The 22,452-nt window shown below is 49.5% G+C and carries 15 protein-coding genes and 1 tRNA gene; 4 read left to right on the forward strand and 12 right to left on the reverse strand.

Features of this window, described 5'->3' with window-relative positions; genetic code table 11:
* Window positions 1-49: 49 nt before the first annotated feature.
* Genes B9Z32_RS10240 through B9Z32_RS10255 form a run of 4 tightly spaced genes read right to left on the reverse strand, consistent with a single transcriptional unit; the run spans window position 50 to window position 6,567 of the window.
* Window positions 50-1,885 (reverse strand): ABC transporter ATP-binding protein, encoded by a 1,836-nt coding sequence (locus B9Z32_RS10240; RefSeq protein ID WP_108421326.1) that lies wholly within the window; start codon window positions 1,883-1,885, stop codon window positions 50-52.
* On the reverse strand, window positions 1,882-3,336 hold the full coding sequence (locus B9Z32_RS10245; protein ID WP_108421327.1) for an ABC transporter permease: 1,455 nt from the start codon (window positions 3,334-3,336) through the stop codon (window positions 1,882-1,884). The genes B9Z32_RS10240 and B9Z32_RS10245 overlap by 4 nt, the downstream gene beginning before the upstream one ends.
* 7 nt (window positions 3,337-3,343) lie before the next feature.
* The gene (locus B9Z32_RS10250) at window positions 3,344-4,321 is read right to left on the reverse strand and encodes an ABC transporter permease (RefSeq protein ID WP_108421328.1); all 978 of its coding nucleotides are present in this window, start codon (window positions 4,319-4,321) and stop codon (window positions 3,344-3,346) included.
* Window positions 4,321-6,567 carry an ABC transporter substrate-binding protein gene (locus B9Z32_RS10255; protein WP_108421329.1) on the reverse strand — a complete coding sequence of 749 codons (2,247 nt, stop codon included), beginning with the start codon at window positions 6,565-6,567 and terminating at the stop codon, window positions 4,321-4,323. The genes B9Z32_RS10250 and B9Z32_RS10255 overlap by 1 nt, the downstream gene beginning before the upstream one ends.
* A gap of 92 nt (window positions 6,568-6,659) precedes the next feature.
* On the opposite strand from B9Z32_RS10255, the gene fabI reads away from it, so the two are divergent.
* Entirely contained in the window at window positions 6,660-7,439 is a 780-nt protein-coding gene (fabI, locus tag B9Z32_RS10260) for an enoyl-ACP reductase FabI (RefSeq protein WP_108421330.1), read from the forward strand.
* 32 nt (window positions 7,440-7,471) lie between these two features.
* On the opposite strand, the gene B9Z32_RS10265 is transcribed toward fabI, so the two are convergent.
* Window positions 7,472-9,742, reverse strand: coding sequence for an arginine/lysine/ornithine decarboxylase (locus B9Z32_RS10265; protein ID WP_108421331.1), 2,271 nt, complete (start codon window positions 9,740-9,742; stop codon window positions 7,472-7,474).
* Window positions 9,743-9,872: 130 nt separating this feature from the next.
* Between B9Z32_RS10265 and B9Z32_RS10270 the strand changes: the two genes are divergently transcribed.
* Window positions 9,873-9,962: transfer RNA gene (locus tag B9Z32_RS10270), tRNA-Ser, on the forward strand.
* A 100-nt stretch (window positions 9,963-10,062) separates the two neighbouring features.
* Window positions 10,063-11,328: an MFS transporter gene (locus tag B9Z32_RS10275; RefSeq protein WP_108421332.1), complete on the forward strand. Its 1,266-nt coding sequence runs from the start codon at window positions 10,063-10,065 to the stop codon at window positions 11,326-11,328.
* Here the strand turns inward: B9Z32_RS10275 and B9Z32_RS10280 are convergent.
* The 4 genes from B9Z32_RS10280 to B9Z32_RS10295 are packed head-to-tail and all read right to left on the reverse strand — an operon-like array spanning window position 11,310 to window position 16,880.
* The gene (locus B9Z32_RS10280) at window positions 11,310-13,064 is read right to left on the reverse strand and encodes an ABC transporter ATP-binding protein (protein WP_108421333.1); all 1,755 of its coding nucleotides are present in this window, start codon (window positions 13,062-13,064) and stop codon (window positions 11,310-11,312) included. The genes B9Z32_RS10275 and B9Z32_RS10280 overlap by 19 nt on opposite strands.
* A gap of 21 nt (window positions 13,065-13,085) precedes the next feature.
* Window positions 13,086-14,129 (reverse strand): ABC transporter permease, encoded by a 1,044-nt coding sequence (locus tag B9Z32_RS10285; RefSeq protein WP_108421334.1) that lies wholly within the window; start codon window positions 14,127-14,129, stop codon window positions 13,086-13,088.
* A 23-nt stretch (window positions 14,130-14,152) separates the two neighbouring features.
* Window positions 14,153-15,091 carry an ABC transporter permease gene (locus B9Z32_RS10290; RefSeq protein ID WP_108421335.1) on the reverse strand — a complete coding sequence of 313 codons (939 nt, stop codon included), beginning with the start codon at window positions 15,089-15,091 and terminating at the stop codon, window positions 14,153-14,155.
* Between the two features lie 13 nt (window positions 15,092-15,104).
* Window positions 15,105-16,880: an ABC transporter substrate-binding protein gene (locus B9Z32_RS10295; protein ID WP_158268205.1), complete on the reverse strand. Its 1,776-nt coding sequence runs from the start codon at window positions 16,878-16,880 to the stop codon at window positions 15,105-15,107.
* A 258-nt stretch (window positions 16,881-17,138) separates the two neighbouring features.
* Between B9Z32_RS10295 and B9Z32_RS10300 the strand changes: the two genes are divergently transcribed.
* Window positions 17,139-19,172: a M3 family metallopeptidase gene (locus B9Z32_RS10300; RefSeq protein ID WP_108421337.1), complete on the forward strand. Its 2,034-nt coding sequence runs from the start codon at window positions 17,139-17,141 to the stop codon at window positions 19,170-19,172.
* A gap of 59 nt (window positions 19,173-19,231) precedes the next feature.
* On the opposite strand, the gene B9Z32_RS10305 is transcribed toward B9Z32_RS10300, so the two are convergent.
* From B9Z32_RS10305 to B9Z32_RS10315, 3 genes are all read right to left on the reverse strand, one after another.
* Entirely contained in the window at window positions 19,232-20,389 is a 1,158-nt protein-coding gene (locus B9Z32_RS10305; RefSeq protein WP_369909939.1) for a branched-chain amino acid ABC transporter substrate-binding protein, read from the reverse strand.
* Between the two features lie 109 nt (window positions 20,390-20,498).
* A complete protein-coding gene (locus tag B9Z32_RS10310) occupies window positions 20,499-20,951 on the reverse strand; it encodes a DNA polymerase III subunit chi (RefSeq protein ID WP_108421339.1) in 453 nt (150 codons plus the stop codon).
* A gap of 30 nt (window positions 20,952-20,981) precedes the next feature.
* Window positions 20,982-22,445 carry a leucyl aminopeptidase gene (locus tag B9Z32_RS10315; protein WP_108421340.1) on the reverse strand — a complete coding sequence of 488 codons (1,464 nt, stop codon included), beginning with the start codon at window positions 22,443-22,445 and terminating at the stop codon, window positions 20,982-20,984.
* Between the last annotated feature and the right edge of the window lie 7 nt (window positions 22,446-22,452).

Consider the following 22,452-nt stretch of genomic DNA (forward strand, 5'->3'; position numbering starts at 1 on the left):
AATCTATAAATACTTGATTTGGAAAGGATTTGTTGGGAAAAAGTGCCATTTAAACCAAGGCCTGATTGAGTTTGGGGACCGCTGAAAGCAAGGTTTTTGTATACGAATCTTGAGGATTGTTCAAAATTTGAGAAGCATCTCCCATTTCAACAATTTTTCCAGCATGCATGACAGCCACTTTGTCGGCCAAATAGGCCACCACACCAATGTTGTGCGTTACAAAAAGATAGCTGACCCCCAAGGAATCCTGCAACTCTCGCAATAAATTCAAAATCTGGGCCTGAACAGACACATCGAGTGCTGAAGTAGGCTCATCACACACAATCAGTTTGGGCTTAACAGCCAGCGCACGCGCAATGGCAATTCTCTGGCGCTGACCACCCGAAAACTCGTGAGGATAGCGGTCCAAAGCATCTGACCTCAACCCGACCTGTTCCATCAGGGTTTTCAAATCAGCGCGTCTTTGATCTGCCGACCAGTCGGGGTGCAGACTCTTCATGCCCTCTTCCAGAATCTCTAAAACACGCATGCGAGGGTTCAATGAACCAAAGGGGTTTTGGAAAATGATTTGCAGTTGGCGGCGAGATTCTTGCAACTCTTGGCCCGTTAAGGTGAACAAGTCTTTGCCATTCAGAAAAGCTTGGCCGCCAATTTGGGTTTGTGGCGTAAGCAGTTGAAGCAGCGCTTTGCCAATGGTCGTTTTGCCACAACCAGATTCCCCTACCAGTGCCAAAGTTTGGCCCTTCTGAATCTCAAAGCTCACATTGTTCACTGCTTGGAAGGTTTTTTTGCTGCCAAAAATACCGCCGCCAAGGGAATATGCAACAGACAAGTCTTTGACAGAAAGAAGGGCTGAGTGGTCGTTAGATAAGGCTTGTGCGCGGTCAAGCAAAGGCGGCAAGCTCAAGAACTGCAAGCTAGCATCCTGAAGGCGAACACATCGCACATGGTGTGTATCGGACAAAGGCGACATGACCACCGCTTTGTCGGTGCAAGCTTCAGTTTCATAAGGACAGCGCGGCGCAAATCTGCAACCCTTGAATGCTTGCGTTAGTGGAGGCACAGTGCCTTGGATGGCAGCGAGCTGCCTGCCTCGCAAATCTTCACCCGGTAAAGCTTGTAACAACAACTTGGCATAGGGGTGTGAGGGCCTGATAAAGAAGTCAGCCGCTGATGCCACTTCTACAATTTGTCCGGCATACATCAAAGCCACTTGGTCTGCCATGCCACTCACCACAGCCAAATCGTGCGTGATCAACAACATGGCCATGCCTCGCTCTTGCTGAAGACTTTTGAGCAAATCGAGTATCTGGGCTTGAATGGTTACGTCCAAAGCCGTGGTGGGTTCATCAGCAATGAGCAAATCGGGCTCGGCTGCCAAGGCAATGGCAATCATGACCCGTTGCAACTGACCTCCAGACATTTCAAAGGGATAGCTGCCCATGCGGCGTTCAGGCTCTGGCAAGCCAACCTTGGTGAACCACTCGACTGCCCGCGCACGAGCTTGCTCACCCTTCAATGGGGTGTGCTGTGAGATGACTTCCAAAATTTGATCGCCCACCGTCATCACAGGGTTTAAGCTGCTGGAAGGCTCTTGAAAAATGATAGAAATGCGACGCCCTCGAATGCTTCGCATTTGGTTTTCACTGAGCTGAAAAACATCGACGTCGCTCAACTGAACTTGGCCACTTTGAATCACTGCGTTGTCGGGCAACAGTCGAAGCAAGGACAAAGCTGTCATGGATTTACCGCAACCCGACTCTCCCACCAATGCGAAGGTTTGGCCCTTGCTCAAGGTGAGATTGAGTGCATCTACTGCGCGGGCCATACCCACCTCAGTTTGCAGGTCAACCACCAAATTTTGCACATTCAATTGAGCATTCATGCTGCAGCTCCTTCAGTGCCAGCTTTTGAGTTGGCAGACACAGGCGTAACGCTGCGCAAGCGGGTTCGCGGGTCAAAGGCATCACGCACAGCATCTGCCAACAAATTGGCACTGAGCACAATGAGGAACATGAACCCAAAGGCGGTGGTTAAAGACCACCAAACCAAGGGCGATTGCGACAGTTCAGCACGCGCCGTATTGATCATCACACCAAAGCTGGCAGTTTTAGGATCTACACCCACACCCACATAGGACAGCACGGCTTCAGCCAAAACAAAACTGGAAAACTGCATGACTGTGTTGATCAAAACCAAGTGCATCAAATTGGGCACGATGTGGCGCCATAAAACACGTGGCGTTGAGACACCAAATGCACGTGCAGATTGAATGTATTCAAGCTCACGCAGTTTCAAGGTTTCGCCTCGCACCAATCGGCACAGCCCTGTGAAGGAGGTAATTCCCAAAATGAGGCAAAGGAAAAACAAACGTGCATCAGCGCGTTCTAAAGCAGTTTCAAATACCCCTTGGTTTTTATCAATGAATACTTGCAACAACAACACGGAAGCTGCAATCAAGAGCACATCGGGAATGGAAGCCAACAAGGTGTAGATGTACTGAATAACCTCATCCACCCAACCGCGCAAATAGCCAGCCATGACACCCAATAACAATGCCAGTGGCAATACCACCAAGGTAGTGAGGCCACCAATGACAAGCGCTGTTCGAACGCTTTTAAGTGCAAAGACCAACACGGAATTGCCAGTGCGGTCGGTGCCAAAAACGTGATATCCCTGAGACAACACTGCAACCCATGTGATGCACAAAACCATCACAGCAAAAGTAATGGCCATTGAGCGCCAAGGCCACGCGGTTTGACCTTTCCGAAACCTTTCCCAAACCACAGAGAAAGTTTGGCGGGTTCGAACTGTGGCCCAGCTTAAGCCCAAGAACAGCGTCAAAGAAATGATGGTGAAGCTCAATCCCAAAGAAGACCATGTTTTGCTTGATATATCGGCAGACAACTGTTGCGTTGGATCGGTCAAATGTTGCCCCCCAAAATTCAGTCTTGGGTAGTCACGAACCGACACGCCATCGCGCTCAAAAGTTTCTTTTCTGAATCCAACAGCAGACAAAGGCTCTGAATAACTGCGCTCACGAGCTTTTGCCAAAGGCTCTAGCACTTTGTCTAACACCGAGCTGGCTTCAGTTGAATATTGAGTGGCCTGACCAGCCGCCGATGGAAGCGCTTCCCGAAAGTGAACGGAGTCTGTGAGGGCTACAACCAGGAAGAAGCCCAACACCATGCTGCTGACCATGGCCACAGGCCGTTGCATGGCCAAGCGCCAATTGGATCTGAGGTTGCGATCTGAACGCACGTGCCAGATGTACCAAAGCACAAACAGCAAAATGCCATAGACAAACAAATCAGTTAATAAAAATACAGGTTGCATGGTGCGCTTACTGCAAACGAATGCGTGGATCGGCCAAGGTGTAGCTGATGTCGGTCAAAATCAAACCAAGGATGTACAAGAAAGAACCAATGAACACCATGGCGCGAACAATGGCAAAGTCTTGTCCCGAGATGGCTTCAATCAAATAGCTACCCAATCCGGGAATGGCAAAGAATGATTCGGTAATGAGGCTACCCATGAACAACAAGGGAATGACCGCTACCGATGCGCTCAAAATAGGGATGAGCGCATTGCGAAGCACATGACTCAGCATCACCCTGGCCTCCGACAAGCCTTTTGAACGTGCGGTGCGAACATAGTCTTTGCCAATTTCTTCCATGAACAAGGTGCGGTTAAACCTCACCTCGCCGCCCAAGCGAGCCAAAATGCCTACGGCTATGGGCAAAATCAAAAAGCGCCAAGCATCCAATCCTGGAGCGAAGCCTGACACAGGCATCAGTTGCAAAACACGCGAGAACATGAACTGCCCAATCACGATGAAAAAAAGTGAGGAGATCGACATGAACACCACACACAACACCGTTCCCCAAAAGTCCAGATAGGTGCCTCTAAAAAACGCAAGCCCCAAAGCCAGGACGATTGAAATACCCAAGCCCACCACAAAGGTTGGCAGCGCAAGTGCCAGGGAAGGCCCTGCGCGCCGAACAATTTCAGAGGCAATGTCGCGGCCACTGTCGGCACGACCAAAGTCAAAGGCAAACATGCGCAAGGAGCTGTCTAAAAACAAGGTGTTGGTGAGCTTAGAAATACCCTGCTCTTTTTCATTGAAGAACAAAGGTCTGTCATAGCCACGCTCGGCCTTCCACTTCTCGATGGCATCGGGGGTGACACGCTTGCCACCCAATTGCATGCGAGCCATGTCATCGGGTGTATTCACCTTGAAGAACAGCACAAAGGTGAGCAAATTGATGCCAATCAAAATGGCAAAACCATAGGCCAATTTACGAGTTAAGAAACTGAACATCACAGCCTCCTTTGTGATTGTGAAGTGGCTTGAACAGCGCGTTGTGATTGACGACGGCGCCATGCTTGCCATGCTGGCCAAGCCACTGCCAAAAGCAACAATGGCAAGATAGCCACAGGCCACCAAATGCCTTGGTTCCACTCTTTGATTTTGTTGCTTCGAAGTTGTGTGTCAATGCGCAGATAGGGCAAGGAGTCGCGAATGATGTTGGAGGGCTTGCCGTTGCTCACCCATTGGTGATAAGCACCACCAAACTCCTCCGACCAACCATACAACATGGGCAACTCGTCTTGGGTGATCTCAATCATTTTGGCAATCATGGCGGCACGTTCTGGCGTGTCGTCTAAGTCTTTCATGCGGTCAAACAATTTGTCGTATTCTGCATTGGCATAGTTGCTTGAGTTCTCGCCATCAAACTTGACCTTTGAGTTGGGGCCATAGAGCAAGAACAAAAAGTTTTCTGGATCGGGATAGTCAGCCAACCAACCCCAAAAATAGAACTGAGCGGAGCCTTTGCGCATCTTGTCCTGAAAGCGGTTGTAGTCGGTATTTCTTATCTCAATTTGAATATTGAGCTTGGCAAATTGCTTAGACACCCAATCGAGTCTGGCCTTGTAACCCGGGCCAACGCCTTGAGTGTCGTAGTTCAAAACAAGTGGCTGGCCCGTCTTGGCATCGCGGCCATTGGGGTAACCCGCTTCAACCATTAACTTCTTGGCAGCCTCAATCGATTTGCGCTTGTATTTGCCATCGGGTAATTTGTCGTAAATGACAGGGTTGGGTTGCGACAAATTGTTGCCAAATAAACCAGGCACCACCACGCTGTGGTTCACTTGGGCGCGATCGTCTTCAAAAATAGAGACATATTCTTCAAAGTCAAACGCAATGGCCAAAGCTTGTCGAAGTTTTTTGTTTCTAATTTTTTCTTCAGGCGTTTTACCAAGCCCCACGACAGGGTCTAACCAGTTAAAGCCAAAGTGCCAAAAGCCCACTTGAATGGTGCTGGGCAATTGAATTTTCCGCTCAAGCAATTCTTTGGCTCGACCAGTACCATCTTGAATTGAAACTTGATATCCAATGCCGGGTTCACCCCGCTCGAATTGCGGCATGTCGTAATAGCCTTGGATGAATTTGGTTGCCAAGGCAGTAGATTCCTTTTCGATCACAGAAACCACTTTGTCGACAAAAGGTGTCTTCTTGCCACAATCCTTTAACAAGCCTTTTTCTTGATCGCCAGGCGCACCCTCACAAGGGTAAGGAACACCTCTGTAGTTGGGATTTCGAACCAACTCCATGCGCGAGTTGGGAATGTATTCCGTAAGCATATAGGGGCCACTACCCACCGGCCATGTGTCTGGATTGAGGTTGCGACGAGACATGCCATCTTGCGAATAAAACGCGTCAACCTCCCAAGGAATAGGCGCGAAAAAAGTCATGGCCAGCCAATATTTAAATTGGGGATACTTGCCCACCACCCGAATTTTCAAAGTGTGGGCATCAACCACTTCAACGCCAGAAAGCGCGTGCTCACGAAAGTCAAGCCAAGGCAAATGGCCTAAGGGGCCTACTTCACGCGCAGACTTGCCCTGCTTGAGTTGCTCATTGACTTTTTTGATGTGTTTTCCGTAATCGGCCAGGCCCACAATTTTTTCAGACAAAAAACCAAAAGAAGGCGACTTGACTCTGGGGGTGGCCAGTCGCTTGATGGCGTAGGCATAGTCCTCTGCCAACAGTTCGCGGGTGCCCATGTGTTCAAAATCATATGGCCGCCGCTTGCCTTCAATTTCTGAATCTTTCAGCGCCAAATAACGGTGTTGACCATCGGCTGTTTTGGCAAAGGCCGGATGGGGCTGGTACATGATGCCTGGCTGAATTTTGAGCTCAAACACGCTCTCGGCTATTTGATCTGCAGGTGATTGACCAGAAAGTTCTCGGCCATTTTGGCTCAGGTATTTGACCGATGGCATTTGTGTCAGGGTTCGAGTTTCCAACTCGTAGGGGCGCTTCAAATAGTGGTATTTGAGCGGCGGTTCATAAACCGCATAGGTCCATGGCGTTTCGTTGTTGCTGTACGAAGACGTGGAATCTAAATATTTGGGCGATTCTTGATAGGAGGTGAACAAGGCATTTTCAGCCAACAAGGCCTTGGGGACGGGCTCGTTGGTAACACCGTTGCAGCCTGAAAGCAAAGCAGCCACCAACAAGCCGGCCCCAATTTTCCGGAAATGACTTTTATCGAAGTTCAACGTTCAACCCTTTTAAACAAGCGCTTATTGTGCCCAAATTTAGGCGTGTATCGTGTCAAAATACTCGATATCGCAACTTGACAAGAACCAAAATGAGCTTTCTATCCGGCAAAAAAATATTGATCACAGGTGTTCTTTCTAACAGGTCCATCGCATATGGCATTGCCAAATCGTGTCATGAACAAGGCGCTGAGTTGGCCTTCAGCTATGTGGGTGATCGATTCAAAGATCGCATCACTGAATTTGCTGCAGACTTCAATTCAAAACTCATTTTTGATTGTGATGTTGGGAACGATGAACAGATCAACAAGTTGTTTCAAGACTTGTCGCAACACTGGCCGCAATTTGATGGTTTTGTGCACAGCATCGGCTACGCACCCAAAGAGGCCATTGCAGGCGATTTCATTGAAGGCTTAAGTCGTGAAGGTTTTAAGATTGCGCATGACATCAGTGCCTACAGTTTTCCAGCCATGGCCAAAGCGGCTCTGCCCTACTTGAGAGAAGATGCCGCCCTCTTAACCCTCACCTACTTGGGCTCTCTGAAGGTCGTACCCAACTACAACACCATGGGTCTTGCAAAGGCCTCGCTTGAAGCCTCTGTCAGGTACTTGGCAAACTCCTTAGGACCTAAAAAAATCAGGGTCAACGGCATCAGTGCGGGCCCCATTAAAACCCTCGCGGCTTCTGGCATTAAAGATTTCGGCAAAATTTTGAGTGCTGTTGCCGCAACATCTCCCATTCGAAGGAATGTAACCATCGAGGATGTTGGAAATACAGCGGCATTTTTAATGAGCCCACTTTCAGCTGGCATTTCAGCTGAAATTATTTATGTCGATGGCGGATTTAGCCATGTCGTTGGCGGCATCGAGTAGGTCCCCAACGCCCATTGCAAAAAGATACGTGTTTAAACGGCAACACAGTCGGCAAAATACCGCTTGATACCGTCTTCGCCAATATCTTCCACCAAACCATGGATGTCGGTTTCAAAGCCTGGGCATTGCAAATTGAATTCTCGAGAGAACTTCAGGTAGTCGACAATTTTCTTGTTGAAAACCTCGCCAGGTACCAACAATGGAATACCAGGTGGGTAAGGCGTGACCAACCCAACCGTAATGCGTCCTTCTAGCTCATCGATTGACACACGCTCTGTTTTGCGACGCGCAATTTGAGCGTAGGCATCGGCGGGCGTCATGGCAGGCGTCAAGTCTGACAAATACATTTCCGTGGTCAAACGTGCAATGTCATATTTGGCATACAAGGTGTGAATATGCTGGCACAAATCACGCAGGCCCATGCGCTCATACTTGGGCTGCTTTTGGCAGAACTCCGGCATGATGCGCCACATGGGCTGGTTGCGATCGTAGTCGTCTTTAAACTGCTGCAACGCGGTTAACAATGAATTCCAACGGCCTTTGGTAATGCCGATGGTGAACATGATGAAGAAGCTGTAAAGACCTGTTTTTTCCACCACCACGCCATGCTCCGTGAGGAACTTGGTGAGGATTGAGGCCGGTATACCTGTTTTGTCAAACTTGCCATCCAAATTCAAGCCTGGCGTGACAATGGTTGCCTTGATGGGGTCGAGCATGTTGAAGCCATCGGCCATTTGCCCGAAACCGTGCCACTTGCTGCCCTTCTTGCGAGAGTCACTGCGAATGATCCAGTCTTCAGCGCGGCCAATACCCTCGTCAACCAAATTCTCCGGGCCCCATACTTTGAACCACCAGTCTTTGCCGTATTCGTCGTCTACCTTGCGCATGGCGCGGCGGAAGTCTAGGGCCTCGGCAATACTCTCCTCTACCAAGGCAGTACCACCGGGTGGCTCCATCATGGCCGCAGCCACGTCGCAACTGGCAATGATGCTGTACTGCGGGCTAGTGCTGGTATGCATGAGGTAGGCCTCGTTGAACAAATGGCGGTCCAACTTGGTGTTTTGCGAATCTTGAATGAGCACATGACTGGCTTGGCTGATGCCAGCCAACAACTTGTGAATGGACTGTGTGGCATACACCACCGAGTTTTTTGGGCGTGGGCGCTTCTTGCCCATGGCATGGTAGGTGCCATAGAAAGGATGGAAGGCCGCATGTGGCAGCCAGGCTTCATCAAAGTGCAAGTTTTCCACATAGCCATCAAGCATGCCCTTGATGGTTTCGGTGTTGTACAACACGCCATCGTAAGTCGATTGCGTCAGGGTCATGACTCTGGGCTTGACCTTCTTGGCGTCCACCCCCATGAGCAAAGGGTTGGCCTTGATTTTGGACTGAATATTGGCCACCTCAAATTCGCTTTGAGGAATGGGGCCAATGATGCCGTAATGATTGCGCGTTGGCTTCAAGAAAACAGGAATGGCACCCGTCATGATGATGGCGTGCAAAATTGACTTGTGGCAATTGCGATCGACCACCACCACATCGCCAGGAGCAACTGTGTGGTGCCAAACCATTTTGTTGGAAGTGCTGGTGCCGTTGGTGACAAAGAAACAGTGGTCTGCATTGAAAATGCGGGCGGCATTGCGTTCGCTTTCGCCAATGGCGCCATTGTGGTCAAGCAATTGACCCAGCTCCTCCACGGCATTGCAAACGTCGGCACGCAACATGTTTTCACCATAAAACTGGTGATACATCTGACCCACAGGGCTCTTCAAAAACGCCACGCCACCAGAGTGACCTGGGCAATGCCATGAGTACGATCCGTCTTCTGCGTAGTCAAGCAAAGCTTTGAAAAACGGCGGTTGAAGACCTTCTAAATAACTCTTGGCTTCGCGAATGATGTGGCGCGATACAAATTCTGGCGTATCTTCAAACATGTGAATGAAGCCGTGCAGTTCTCGCAAGATGTCATTGGGAATATGGCGAGACGTTTTGGTTTCACCGTAAATGTAAATAGGCACATCTGCGTTCTTGCGTCGAACTTCCTCGATGAAGGCCCGCAAGCTTAAAACTGCAGGATCGAGGTCTGGTCCGGGGCTGAACTCTTCATCGTCAATCGATAAGATGAAGGCACTGGCGCGTGATTGTTGCTGCGCAAATTGCGACAGGTCGCCATAACTGGTAACCCCCAACACCTCAAACCCTTCGGTTTCGATGGCTTGCGCTAAGGCGCGAATTCCCAAACCTGATGTGTTTTCAGAACGGTAATCTTCGTCAATGATGACAATCGGAAAACGGAATTTCATGAAGCGCCCAATTCATTGTTTAAACCATAAGTGTAAAGAATTTAAAGGCCTTTGCCGTTCTAATTTCGAATACCAAGGTACGCTTGCACCGTCATTTTCCACATGATCCTCTGATAGAATGGCCAGCTTCGGAGCGGTGGATGAGTGGTTTAAGTCGCACGCCTGGAAAGCGTGTGTGGGTTTATCCCCACCGCGGGTTCGAATCCCGCCTGCTCCGCCACATTTGAAACCCTGCTAGAACAACGTTTTAGTGGGGTTTTCTTTTTTGAGGCATTAAAACTGAATTGACCTGCCCCTTGCAGTAAGTACTTGTTAAGCGAATGAATATTTTCCAAAGCCCCTTGTTCAAAATTCCTGGCTACAGGCGGATGTGGTTTTCAATTTTGTTCAGTAATTTGGGAGGACAAATTACGCTCCTTGCCCTCCCTCTCACCGCGGTCTTTTTGCTAGATGCTTCGCCCACTCAGATGGGCCTGCTCACTGCCATGGAAATTGCACCCTTTGTGCTTTTGTCTTTGCCTGGTGGTGTTTTGCTAGATCGCATGCAAAAGCTACCTGTCTACATTGCTGGCGAATTTGTCATGGGGCTCTCTTTACTGACCATTCCACTGGCATGGGCCTTTGATTTGCTCACCATGGGTTGGATGTATGCCGTTTGCTTTGCCATTGGTGCTGTTTACACCATTGCTGGCTCGGCCTCACAACTGGTGTTGACCCAGCTGGTGGGACGCGACAAATTGGTGGAAGCCTATTCCCAAAACGCCATTGCAGGTTCTATGGCTGAAGTGATGGGGCCCGGTTTAGCGGGTATTTTGATCAAAGTATTTGGCGCCCCTTTGGCGCTGGTCATGGACGCCATTCTGCTAATTGGTTCAGTGGCCATGCTCAAAGGGATTCGGATCCATGAACAAGTGCCGCCTCGATCGACTTGGAAGGACCGTTCGTTCAAAGCAGAACTGATGAAGGGTCTCAATTTTGTGCGCTCTCACAACATGCTGATTGAAATGGCCGTGGTTGTAGGGGCTTGGCAATTCTTTGCACAAATGGCGCTGTCTGTTCAAATCATTTTTGCGGTCAAAGATCTGGGCCTCGATGAGGCATTGGTGGCTTTGAGTTTTGTGGCCATGGGCTTGGGCTCCATCATGGGTGGCATGGCGGGGCCGCCTATTTCAAAACGCATTGGTTTAGGGCCAGCACTGATTCTTGGCATTGTCATCACTTCGATCGGATGGTTAAGCCTTCTCTTGCTTGAAGGGTATTTGCCAAGCATTATTCTCTTTTCGTGGATGCTGCTTTGCTTTAGTTGGGGAGCCACTTTGCTGTTCGTCAATTTCTTATCATTGAGGCAGTCTTACACGCCCACAGAACTTCTAGGCAGAATGACAACCACCATGCGATGGCTCATTACCTTGCCTGCTGGGCCAGGAGCCATTTTGGGAGGTTGGATGGCCGAGCATGTTGGCATGCGCAGCTCCTTGATATGTGCAGGCGTTGGAACCTTGCTGGTTGCCACCATTGCCTATGCCAGACCCCGTTTGAGATCGATCAAACAACTGCCAACAGTGAATCAAACGAACGACTCTTGAACCCTCGGAACAGCGGCCAACAAGGTTTGCGTATAAGCATGCTGAGGTTGCTGGTAAATACTTGCAGCATCCCCCTGCTCCACCACTTGGCCTTTGTTCATCACCAGCAAAGAGTCGGACATGTATCTCACCACTTCCAAATCGTGTGAGATGAACAAATAGCTCAATCCCAAATCTTTTTGAAGATCTTTCAGCAAGTTGAGTACTTGGGCTTGAACCGAAACATCCAAAGCAGAAACAGCCTCATCCAACACCACCACCTCGGGCGACAAACTCAAAGACCGGGCAATGGCAATGCGTTGGCGTTGGCCACCAGAAAATTCAAATGGATAGCGTTTGAGAGCTGAAGACGGCATACCCACTTTATCGAGCAATGACAAAGATTTTTTCTCCCAGTCTGCGCTGTTCTGACCAATCCCGTGAAGCTGCATGGGTTCGCTCAAAATTTCACCCACTGTGAATCGCGGATTCAAAGATGCATACGGATTTTGAAAAACAATCTGCAATCTGCGTTTGTAAGAGGCAAACTCTGTATTGCTCATTTCAAGCAAGTTTTTGCCCTCATACAGAACCTTGCCGGCCGTGGCCTCATGGAGTCTCAGCAAGCAAAGGCCGACCGTGGTTTTACCAGAACCAGACTCGCCCACCAGTCCAACTGTTTGTCCACGCTTTAATTGGAAGCTGACATTTTCAACGGCCACAAAGTCGTCACTCTGAAACCAAGGTCCCGAGCGTTTGAAAACTTTGCGCAGGCCCTGAACTTCCAACAAGGGCTTGTCTGATTCAGAAGATTTGACAACGGAAATAGGTTCAATCGTTCGTGGGGCAACAGAAGACGCTACGGCCTCTGAGTTGTTGGCCGACATCCAATCGTCAATGGTCAGGAGCCTTTGACCCTGACGCTCTACGCTAGGACGGCAGCTCAAAAGTGCCTTGGTATACGGATCTTGCGGTTGAGTAAAAAGTGTTCTAACCGGACCCGCCTCGCGCACGGTACCCTTGCGCATGACCACAGCTTGATCGGCCACTTCACTAACCAACCCAAGATCATGGGTAATGAACAGCATAGCCATTCGGCGTCTTTCGCGCAATTCTGCGAGAAGCAACAAAATTTGGCGTTGAACCGTCACATCCAAGGCCGTGGTGGGTTCGTCTGCAATCAGCAATTCGGGCTCGCAAGCCAGTGCCATGGCAATCATGACCCTTTGCTGCTGCCCTCCTGAAAGTTCGTGTGGATAAGCATTGACTCGTTTGCGGGGCTCTGGAATGCCCACTTCTTCGAGAAGTTCACACGCCCTCTGCCCGGCTTCTCTGTTGGGTATGTTTTTGTGAATTTTCAACATCTCTGCCAACTGAAAGCCAACGGTGTAAACCGGATTCAGGGAAGTCATGGGATCTTGAAAAATCATGGCAATGCGGGAACCCCGGATCAACTGCCATTCAGACCTTGAGAGATTCAACAAGGATCGGTTGTCGTACTCAATGGAAGAATGCAAGGCGACTTTGGCATTCTGAGAAGGCAATAAGCCCATGATGGCCAAAGCACTGACAGACTTGCCGCTGCCAGACTCTCCTACCAATGCAACAGTTCGTTCTCGGGGAATCACAAATGAAACCTCTTCAACCGCTCGAACCGGTGCTTTAGAAGCACTGATGAAATCGACTGTGAGGTTCTTCACTTCCAACAAATTGTCAGAAATTTGAGCGATGGGGGGGGGTGGTCTGCGTGTCGCCATGAGAAAAACAATCGATAAAGCTCAGTGAATCACTTTGGGATCTAAGGCATCCCTCAATGAGTCTGTAAGAAGAGACAGGCCGGTCACAAAAATGGACATGGCCACCGTGGCGGAAAGCAGTTGCCACCATTTGCCAACCAACAAATCATTTTGGGCTTCTGTGAGCATCGTGCCCCAAGAAACTCCATCGACTGGCACACCGAATCCTAAGAAGGACAAGATGACCTCAGCCTTGATACAGGCTACCGTGAGCAAGGAAAACTGAACCAAAATGACGTGGCTGACATTGGGCAAGATGTGCACAAACATGCGTCTGTTGTTAGAAGCGCCAATGGCATCCGCAGCACGGACATAATCTCTGTTGCGGTGCTTGAGGTATTCACCTCGCATCAGCCGATAGGTTCCTGTCCAACCTGTGGTGCCCAAAATGAGCACCACGGCCATGGTCCCTTTGGTGTTGAGAACTGCAGCAATGGCCAAGATAAGCAAGATGCCAGGAATGGAGTGAAAGACGTTGTAGAGCCAATTGCTCAAGTCGTCGACGATACCCCCGTACCAACCCGACACAGCCCCTAACACCGAGCCCAGCAGTGTGGCCATCAGGGCGGCGGCCAACCCGACCAAAATACTGGTTTCTGCACCTTTGATGGTTTTCGCCAAAACATCCCGGCCCCACTTGTCAGATCCCATGGGCAGGTTCGTTGCGAGGGCATTGACTTTTTCGCCAGCAGGCTTAACTGCTTTTTGCGCCAACTCCCATTGGGCAGCAATGGGGTCGACCACGTCAGTGGGGGTGGGTTCGTAGAACACAACCTCAGGCGTACTGGCAGATGCATCTTCACCCTGAATGCCGCCCATGGCCCATGAAGGTGGTGCATGGCTGATGGCCACTTCCTTTTCCCAATCGGAAGCCAAGGACCCCAGAAGAGTGCTTAAAACCAAGGCCAAGCTGAGGATGACTGTGATACCGCTCCAAACGCCCACACGGTCAGATTTGAAGCGACGCCAGGCCAGCGCCCAAGCACCTTCACTCACATTGGTTACGACAGTTGATTGACTTTGCATATATATAAAACGAAAGACTGGTCTCAGCGCAATTGCACACGAGGATCGGTGAGGCGGTACAAAACATCACCAATCAAATTGAAAATCATGGTGGCAATGGCCACATAGACCGTCACGGCCTTGATCACAGGAAAATCACTTCGCTCAACGGCCAAAATAATTTCACGGCCAACACCCGGAATGCCAAAGAATCTTTCCAACAAAAAGGCACCTAACAACAAACCTGGCAAATTGGAAATAACAAATGTAATGACCGGAATGAGCGCGTTACGCAACACATGCACAAACATCACGCGGGGCTCAGACAGTCCTTTGGCACGTGCGGTGCGTACGTAGTCCTGATCTACTTCATCTAGCACGAAGCTTCTGAACAGGCGCGTATTGGGGGCAATGCTCACCAACAAACCGAGCAAGATGGGCAGCGGTGCATAGGTGCTGATGTTTTTCCAGTAGTCGTCACTCCAACCTTGAACTGGAAACCAACCCAGACGATAAGCCAACACGTATTGACCCAAGATGATGAAGACCAAAATACTGACAGACATCAGCGCTGTGAACACCACCATGGTGCCACGATCAATTGACGATCCTCTCACCCAAGCAAGGCCCACAGCCAAAACCAAAGCAACGAGCGTTTCAATCACCAGCAAGGGCGCCATCAAGGTCAAGGAAGCGGGCAAACGCGTTGCAAAAATATCTGCAACCGACTCCCCCGTTGTCCAACTGTTGCCAAAGTCAAAGGTGGCCACTTGTTTGACAAAAATCCACAACTGAACAACAAGTGGTTGATCCAGTCCCAATTCAGCACGGATACTGTCAATTTGCTCTTGATTTGAAAACAGGCCGGCTAACACATAGGCAGGGTCGCCACCGATCCAATTGAACAGAAAAAATACCAACAAAATCACCCCAGCCATCGTGGGAATCATTTGCCATATGCGGCGAAGAATATAGGCACTCATGCTTCAATGCCCCTTATGGTTTTTGAATGTCATAGTAAATCCAATCACCCAAAATGAGAGGGTGCTTGCGAAAACCTTCTAAACGCTGATGGCTCAGGCGTGTAGCAATACCTGTTGAGCTCAAGCCCAAAACCCCGTTGAGTTCCATCAAGCGGTACATATTGTGCAAAACGCGCGTGCGTTCAGGACCATCTGGCAGTCGTTTGAGTTGCTCAAAATAGGCGTCGTACTCGGCACTTTCAAAACAAGCGTAATTGTTTTGCCCAATGGTTTTTGAGTAAAGCAACTTCATCACAAATTCTGCTTCAGAAGAACGCGTCCAACCCAGCGACCAAGAGGGAATGGCGCATTGCTTACCCTGCTTGAGCATTTCAGGAAACTTGTCTTTTTTGACCTTGAGCCGAATACCCAAGCGGTCCATCGATTTTTTCCAAAGCTCATCCCTCTCACGATCGATGGACGATGTAGAAGAGTAAATGGTGAAAACCAGCGGTTTGCCGTCGGGCATGTTTCGATAACCCTTGGCATCCTTCTTGTAGCCAAATTGATCTAGCAAGGCATTGGCAGACAATGGGCTGAACTTCACAATGCTTTTGTAGTTGGGGTCATGTCCCGCCACAACAGGCGAAACCATTTGCTGCGCCTTGACGGCTTGCCCTTTTCGAATCACTCGAATTTCTTCATCAACATCAAAGCCCATGATGATGGCGCGGCGGAGCGCAATTTTTTCGGGTGTGTAGCCCCCAATCACCGGATCCCTCATGTTGAAGAATTGGTAACGAATGTCGGGCTCAACACTGCGGTACATGTTCACGCCTTGCGCTACCCATGACTGAAGCAAATCGTTTTTGGGGGTGAGTGCCTTCTCAATGAAAGAAGGTGGTACCGCTACCGCATCAATCTCCTTGCCGCTGAAAGCCAGCCACATCGATTGAGGCTCTTCAATGATGCTCACTTCAACACGCCCAATTTGAGGCATTTTTCTGCCTTGCATTTGATTGGCGATGCGAATTTCGACAGGGTTGTTAGGGGGGGCTTGAAAGTCCCAAACAAATCCTGGAAATTCAGGATTGGCTTTGAGAATAATTTTGGAACCACGAACCCACTTCTCAAGTATGTAAGGCCCAGTTCCAACGGGGTTGGCCATGATGCCCTCAAAGCCATACTTCTCTACGACCTCGCGGGCCATAGCGCCCGAAAATGGGTTTGTAAGCAGCGTTAAAAAATTGCGGTCGGGCTGGATCAATTTAATGACCAGCGTGTAGCGATCAGTCGCATACATACCAGGGTGTTTCTGATCGTAATCAAATCGTCCAGAAGCCACGGCCTTTTTGCGTGACTCGGCAAATCCCAAAATCTTGTCGTCAAAGTCTGAAACTTGGGGGCTCCGATTTTTGGGATCGGCATGCCGCAACAAGGTATACACAAAATCTTGTGCCGTGAGTTCGCGCCGCTGTCCTTTGAAAGCATCATCGGGTGTGAAATACAAACCTTTTTTCACTTTGAATGTGAAAGTTGTTTGGTCATCCGACACCACCGGCATCGACTCTGCAGCATTTGGCACCAGACGGGTAGGCATGGCCATCCAGTCGTAAGTCAGAAGCGACTGAAAAATAACACCCGTGATGGTGTTGGAATACAAGTCATTCACCCGAACAGGATCAAACCCTGTTTCAGGCACGGGAAAAGCCACCTTCAAAACCTTGTCTGGGTCGGCAGGATTTGCTTTAGGGTTTGGACCGGCCAAGGCCATCGAAACCGACAAGCCTATCAGCAGACTAGCTATCAAGGTCTGAAAAGCCAAGCTTGAGAGCTTTAGCCGAGCAAGGGAGCTAGACGTCATTATTGAACCAACAACTAGATGCACATTTTTCCTCTGTCAGTACAGGTACAAATTTCACTTGAAACCAAAGGGTGGAGAATAATCTAACTTGATGCAAAATCTTGACAAATCGACGCCATGAAGGGTTATTACTTACACGCATGCCTTGATTGCAAGTTAAACCTAAAAGTGAAATATTCAACGTTATTTATTTTTGAGTGAACCATGACGAATCCATTGTTGCAAACTTGGCTAACCCCCTTTGAGATGCCTCCCTTTGAAAGCATCCAAGCCAATCATTTTCCTGAAGCCTTCAACATTGCATTGGCAAAGCATCAAACTGAAATTCAAGAGATTGCCAATCGAGCGGAAGAGCCTACTTTTGAAAACACTTTGCTAGCGCTTGAAGCAAGTGGCGCCCTGCTGAATCAAACCACTTCCGTATTTTTTAACCTCAGCGCATCCCATACTTCTCAAGATATCCAAAGCATTGAGCGTGACATTGCCCCCAAACTTGCCGCACACAATGCAGCCTTGTTTCTGAACGAAGCGCTTTTTCAAAGGATTGAAAAGCTGCACCAAAATAGACAGCTTCTCGGTTTAGATTCGGTCAGTGTTCGCTTGATTGAAAGGTACCACCTAGATTTTGTTCGTGCAGGCGCCAAACTCAAGGACCAAGATCGGCAAACATTTGCAGCTTATGCAGAAAAACTGGCAAGCTGCTTCACTCAGTTTTCTCAAAACGTGTTGGCCGATGAAGCCCTTTTTTGCATGGTTTTGTCCACAGAAGAAGAGCTTGCAGGGCTGCCAGATTTTGTCATAAGCGCTGCCAAGCAACAGGCTCGAGACCGTGGCCTGACGCAAACCAATGCCCATGCCTTCACGCTGTCCAGATCGTCCCTGACTCCGTTCATGACTTTTTCCGAGCGACGCGACCTGCGTGAAATCATGTGGAAGGCTTGGTGCAAGCGCGGTGAAAACGCAGGCCCTCACAACAATCACTTGGTCATGCACGAAATTTTGAAAATCCGTTTGGCCCAAGCGCGCCTTCTGGGTTACCAAAACTTCTCAGACTATGCATTGGCAGACACCATGGCTGGCAGCCCAGCCAAAGCCAGAGATTTGCTCATGCGCGTCTGGAGTCCTGCCAGGTTGAAAGCCATTCAGGAAGGACAAGACCTGAAAAAACTTTCCGGCCTTTCTGATTTGGCCGCATGGGACTGGCACTACTGGACCGAGCGAGTTCGAAAAGAGAAATTCGATTTGAATGAGGCAGAAATCAAACCTTATTTGCAACTTCACAAACTCATGGAAGCCATGTTTGCCGTGGCAAGCCGCTTGTTTGGCGTTCAGTTCAAGCAAGTGACCAACATCGCCAAATACCATGAGTCTGTGACAGGCTGGGATGTGACCGATAGCGAAGGAAAGCACGTCGGCTTGTTTTTGAGTGACAACTTTGCGCGCAGTAGCAAACGATCTGGCGCATGGATGAGCACCTATCGCGACCCCATGAACTTGACGCAAGAAGTGCGCCCCATTGTGGTGAACAACAACAATTTTTCCCAGGGCGAACTTGGAAAGCCCACACTTTTGAGCTTGGACGATGCCCGAACCCTGTTCCACGAATTTGGCCATGGTTTGCACGGCTTGTTGTCCAGAGTAAAGTACCCTCGCCTATCAGGCACCAGCGTACTTCGTGACTTTGTAGAGTTCCCTTCTCAGGTTTATGAAAACTGGTTGATGCAACCGCAAATTTTGAAAGAGTTTGCCTTGCATGCCGAAACTGGGCAGCCCATGCCAAACGAGCTGATTGAAAAAATCCTGGCTGCACAAACCTTCAACCAAGGCTTTGCAACCGTTGAATATGTGTCTTGTGCTTTGGTCGATTTGGCCTTGCACGAAAACACCGACTTAGACAACTTGGATTTCCAAAAATTCGAAGACCAATCACTGAGTGCCATCCAAATGCCTCCGGCCATTGGCATGCGGCACAGACTGCCGCATTTTTCCCACTTGTTTTCGTCCAACGGCTACGCTTCTGCTTACTACGTTTACATGTGGGCGGAGGTGTTGGATGCAGATGGGTTTGATGCCTTCTTAGAAGCAGGCGATCTGTTTGCCAAAGAACCCGCCCAAAAGCTATACGAGCACATTTATTCGGCTGGCAATTGCCAAGACCCAATGTCGGCTTATGTTGCGTTTAGAGGCAGGGAGCCTACTGTGTCACCTTTGCTCACCAAACGCGGGCTCAGCGTCTAAATCTGATTAGCGCCCATCAAAAAACCCCGCCAAAGCGGGGTTTTTTTGAGCTTGAGTGATTAACGCACCACTGCGATTTGCTCGCGCTTACCGCCTTTGTAAGTGAACAAAGTCAGAGCGCCATTTTTGATGTCGCCTTTTTCGTCAAATGCAATATTGCCTGTCACACCTTTGTAGTTGATGGACTTCAAAGCTGGCAAGTACTTGGCAGGATCTGCTGAACCAGCTGTAACCATGGCTTGAGCCATGACTTTGACTGCGTCATAGACATAGGGTGCATAAACTTGAACTTCAGCGTTGTATTTGGTTTTGAAGTCGGCACGGAATTTATCCATACCGGCCTTTTGCTCGCCTTCAACACCACCAGCTTCAGCGCAATAGACGTTTTCGTCTGACATGCCTTCAGCAGCCAACTTGGCCAATTCAGCGGTGCAAATGCCGTCACCACCCATGAACTTGGCGTTGATGCCGAGTTGTTTCATTTGCTTGAGCATGGGACCTGCAACGGCATCCATGCCACCGAAGAAAATGATGTCGGGCTTCTTGCCCTTGAGTGTGGTCAAGATGGCATTGAAGTCAGAGGCCTTGTCGGTGGTGAACTCATGACCGACCAAATTGCCGCCTGCAGCTTTCACTGCTTTTTCAAACTCTTCCGCCACACCTTGGCCATAAGCCGTGCGATCATCAATCACTGCAATGCTTTTGCCCTTGAGTGTTTCGACGGCGTATTTGCCCAATGTTCCGCCTAAGTGCACATCGTCAGCCACAACGCGGAAAGCGCCTGCATAGCCTTGACGGGTGTACTTGGGGTTGGTGGCAGAGGGAGAAATTTGGGGAATACCAGCAGCGTTGTACAACTGAGATGCTGGAATGGTAGTGCCTGAATTGAGGTGGCCGATCACGCCATTGACTTTGGCATCAACCAGTTTTTGGGCAGCAGCCGTGCCTTGCTTAGGATCAGCTGCATCGTCTTCAGCAAGAAGTTCGAATTTGACTGGCTTGTCGCCAATTTTGATGCCAGCCGCGTTCAATTCTTCAATGGCCATTTTCGCGCCATTTTCGTTGTCTTTACCCAAGTGGGCAATGGCACCACTGGTGGGGCCAACGTGACCAATTTTGATGACTTGAACGCCACCATCTTTTTTGCCACAGGCAACGAGAGTCAAAGCAACTGCAGCTATTGCAACCGCTGTAAGAGGCATCTTAAAAGAAGACATTTTCATAAATAGCTCCGAAAAAAATAAATTTTGCTTCCAACAAGCAAGTCGTAACGATAACGCAAATTCTGATCAGATTAAATAGCCCTACGGCGCAATAGCCTAAAAGTCAGGCTGCTTGATTCTGGCCCGCAGCGGCCAAATCGAATCGATTGATTTGAAAACCCAGTTGAGCATATTGTTTCCAGCGTTGCCTTGCACTTGCTTTGTCCCGCTCCTCTGGACCTACCACCTCAATCAATCGATTCACCCCTGTTAGGTTTTCAGGCGCCAAATCGTTCATGTTGAGATACACGTCGATTTGAGATTGCTGGGTTAAAACGGCCCAATCTGATGAAAAAATGACGCTGGAATGCGCCAACAGATGGGTTGAGTCTCTGACAGAGCAATGACTCACAAAATCAGTGGGATTCAAATTCCACAAGGCCTGGCTCAACAGGTGGCAAGTGTCTTGGTCTGCCAAAACGCCTACTTTGCGGCCCTGACCCGTTGCCTTTCGCAACAAACGACAAACGTAGGGCAGCTTTTCAGGCGCATTGAAATGAAAATCAACTTGCGTCATAGGTGGCTGGCAGGCCTCGGGGGATGCCCATCACTTAGGTGATTTGGTGGCCGTTGAAGCTTGCGAAAGCAAGTAATGCAACAACAATCCGACGGGACGACCTGTTGCACCTTTGGCTGCGCCACCTTTCCAGGCGGTGCCGGCAATGTCCAAATGCGCCCATGGGTATTTTTTGGCAAAGCGATGAAGAAACTTGGCAGCGGTAATGGCGCCGCCGGCTCGTCCGCCGACATTGGCCACATCTGCAAAATTACTCTTCAGGGCCTCTGAATAGGCATCGTCCAAGGGCAGACGCCAGCAAAGATCGTTGGCATCGTCTCCGGCTTGCTGCAAGCGATGGGCCAAATCGTCTTCGGTTGCAAACATGCCAGAACGAACAGCTCCCAATGCAATGACACAAGCCCCAGTGAGGGTGGCAATGTCAATTACAGCTTTGGGTTTGAAGCGTTCAGCGTAAGTTAAGGCATCGCACAAAATCAAGCGGCCCTCTGCATCGGTGTTCAAAATTTCAATCGTTTGACCGCTCATGCTGGTGACCACATCGCCAGGCTTAACGGCCAATCCATCTGGCATGTTTTCACATGCAGGAATCAGTCCCACGACATTGATCTTAGGCTTGATTTGACTCAATGAATGGAACACGCCTAAAACACTTGCAGCACCACCCATGTCGTATTTCATCTCGTCCATTTCAGGCGCAGGCTTGAGAGAAATACCACCTGTATCAAAGGTAATTCCCTTACCGACCAACACGGTTGGCGCATCGGTTTTTGCGCCGCCTTGGTATTTCAAAACAATGAACCGGAGAGGTTCGGCCGAGCCCTGGGCAACGGACATGAAAGAGCCCATTCCCAATTTGGCCACATCCTTAGGGCCCAAAACCTCACAGCTGATAGCAGCAGATTTGGCAAGGGCCTGGGCGGCTTTGCCAAGCATGCTAGGAGTTGCATGGTTGGCGGGTCGGTTGGCCCACTCCTTGGCCAACTCGATGCCTCGGATCATGGCTACCGTGGTTTTAAATGCAGTTTCCAACGCAGCTGTGACGCTTGGCAAGGCCAAAGTGACTTGGCGCAAACTGCGCGAAACGGGTTTAGATTGGGTTGTGCCGTACACATAGGTGCCATCGGCCAAAGAAACAAGCAAGCTTTGTATGCGCTGAGCGTTGCCAGAGTCGGTTGACACAAGGCACAATGCTTGCGTTTCGCTTGCCTTCAAGCTTGGAATCAGGGCGTTGAGACCCGATTTGATGTCTTGAGGAGTGCCCTTTGAAATGCCTAAAAAAATAACTTTGGAGGCAGAAATGCCAGGGCTGGCATAGGCCTGAAGCATTTGACCCGACTTCGATGAAAAGTCCTTGGCCTTGATGGCTTTTGAAATCAATGCTGAAAGCGGGTCTTGACCGGCTTGAAATTGATCAGAAATGAGGACAATCAGGGTGTCCGTGCGGAGTTTGCTGGCAGCGGCCAGGCTGAGTGCTTTTAATTCGAAGTTCATAATTGAG

It is taken from the genome of Limnohabitans sp. MMS-10A-178 (assembly GCF_003063375.1).
Classification (GTDB): Bacteria; Pseudomonadota; Gammaproteobacteria; order Burkholderiales; family Burkholderiaceae_C; genus Limnohabitans_A.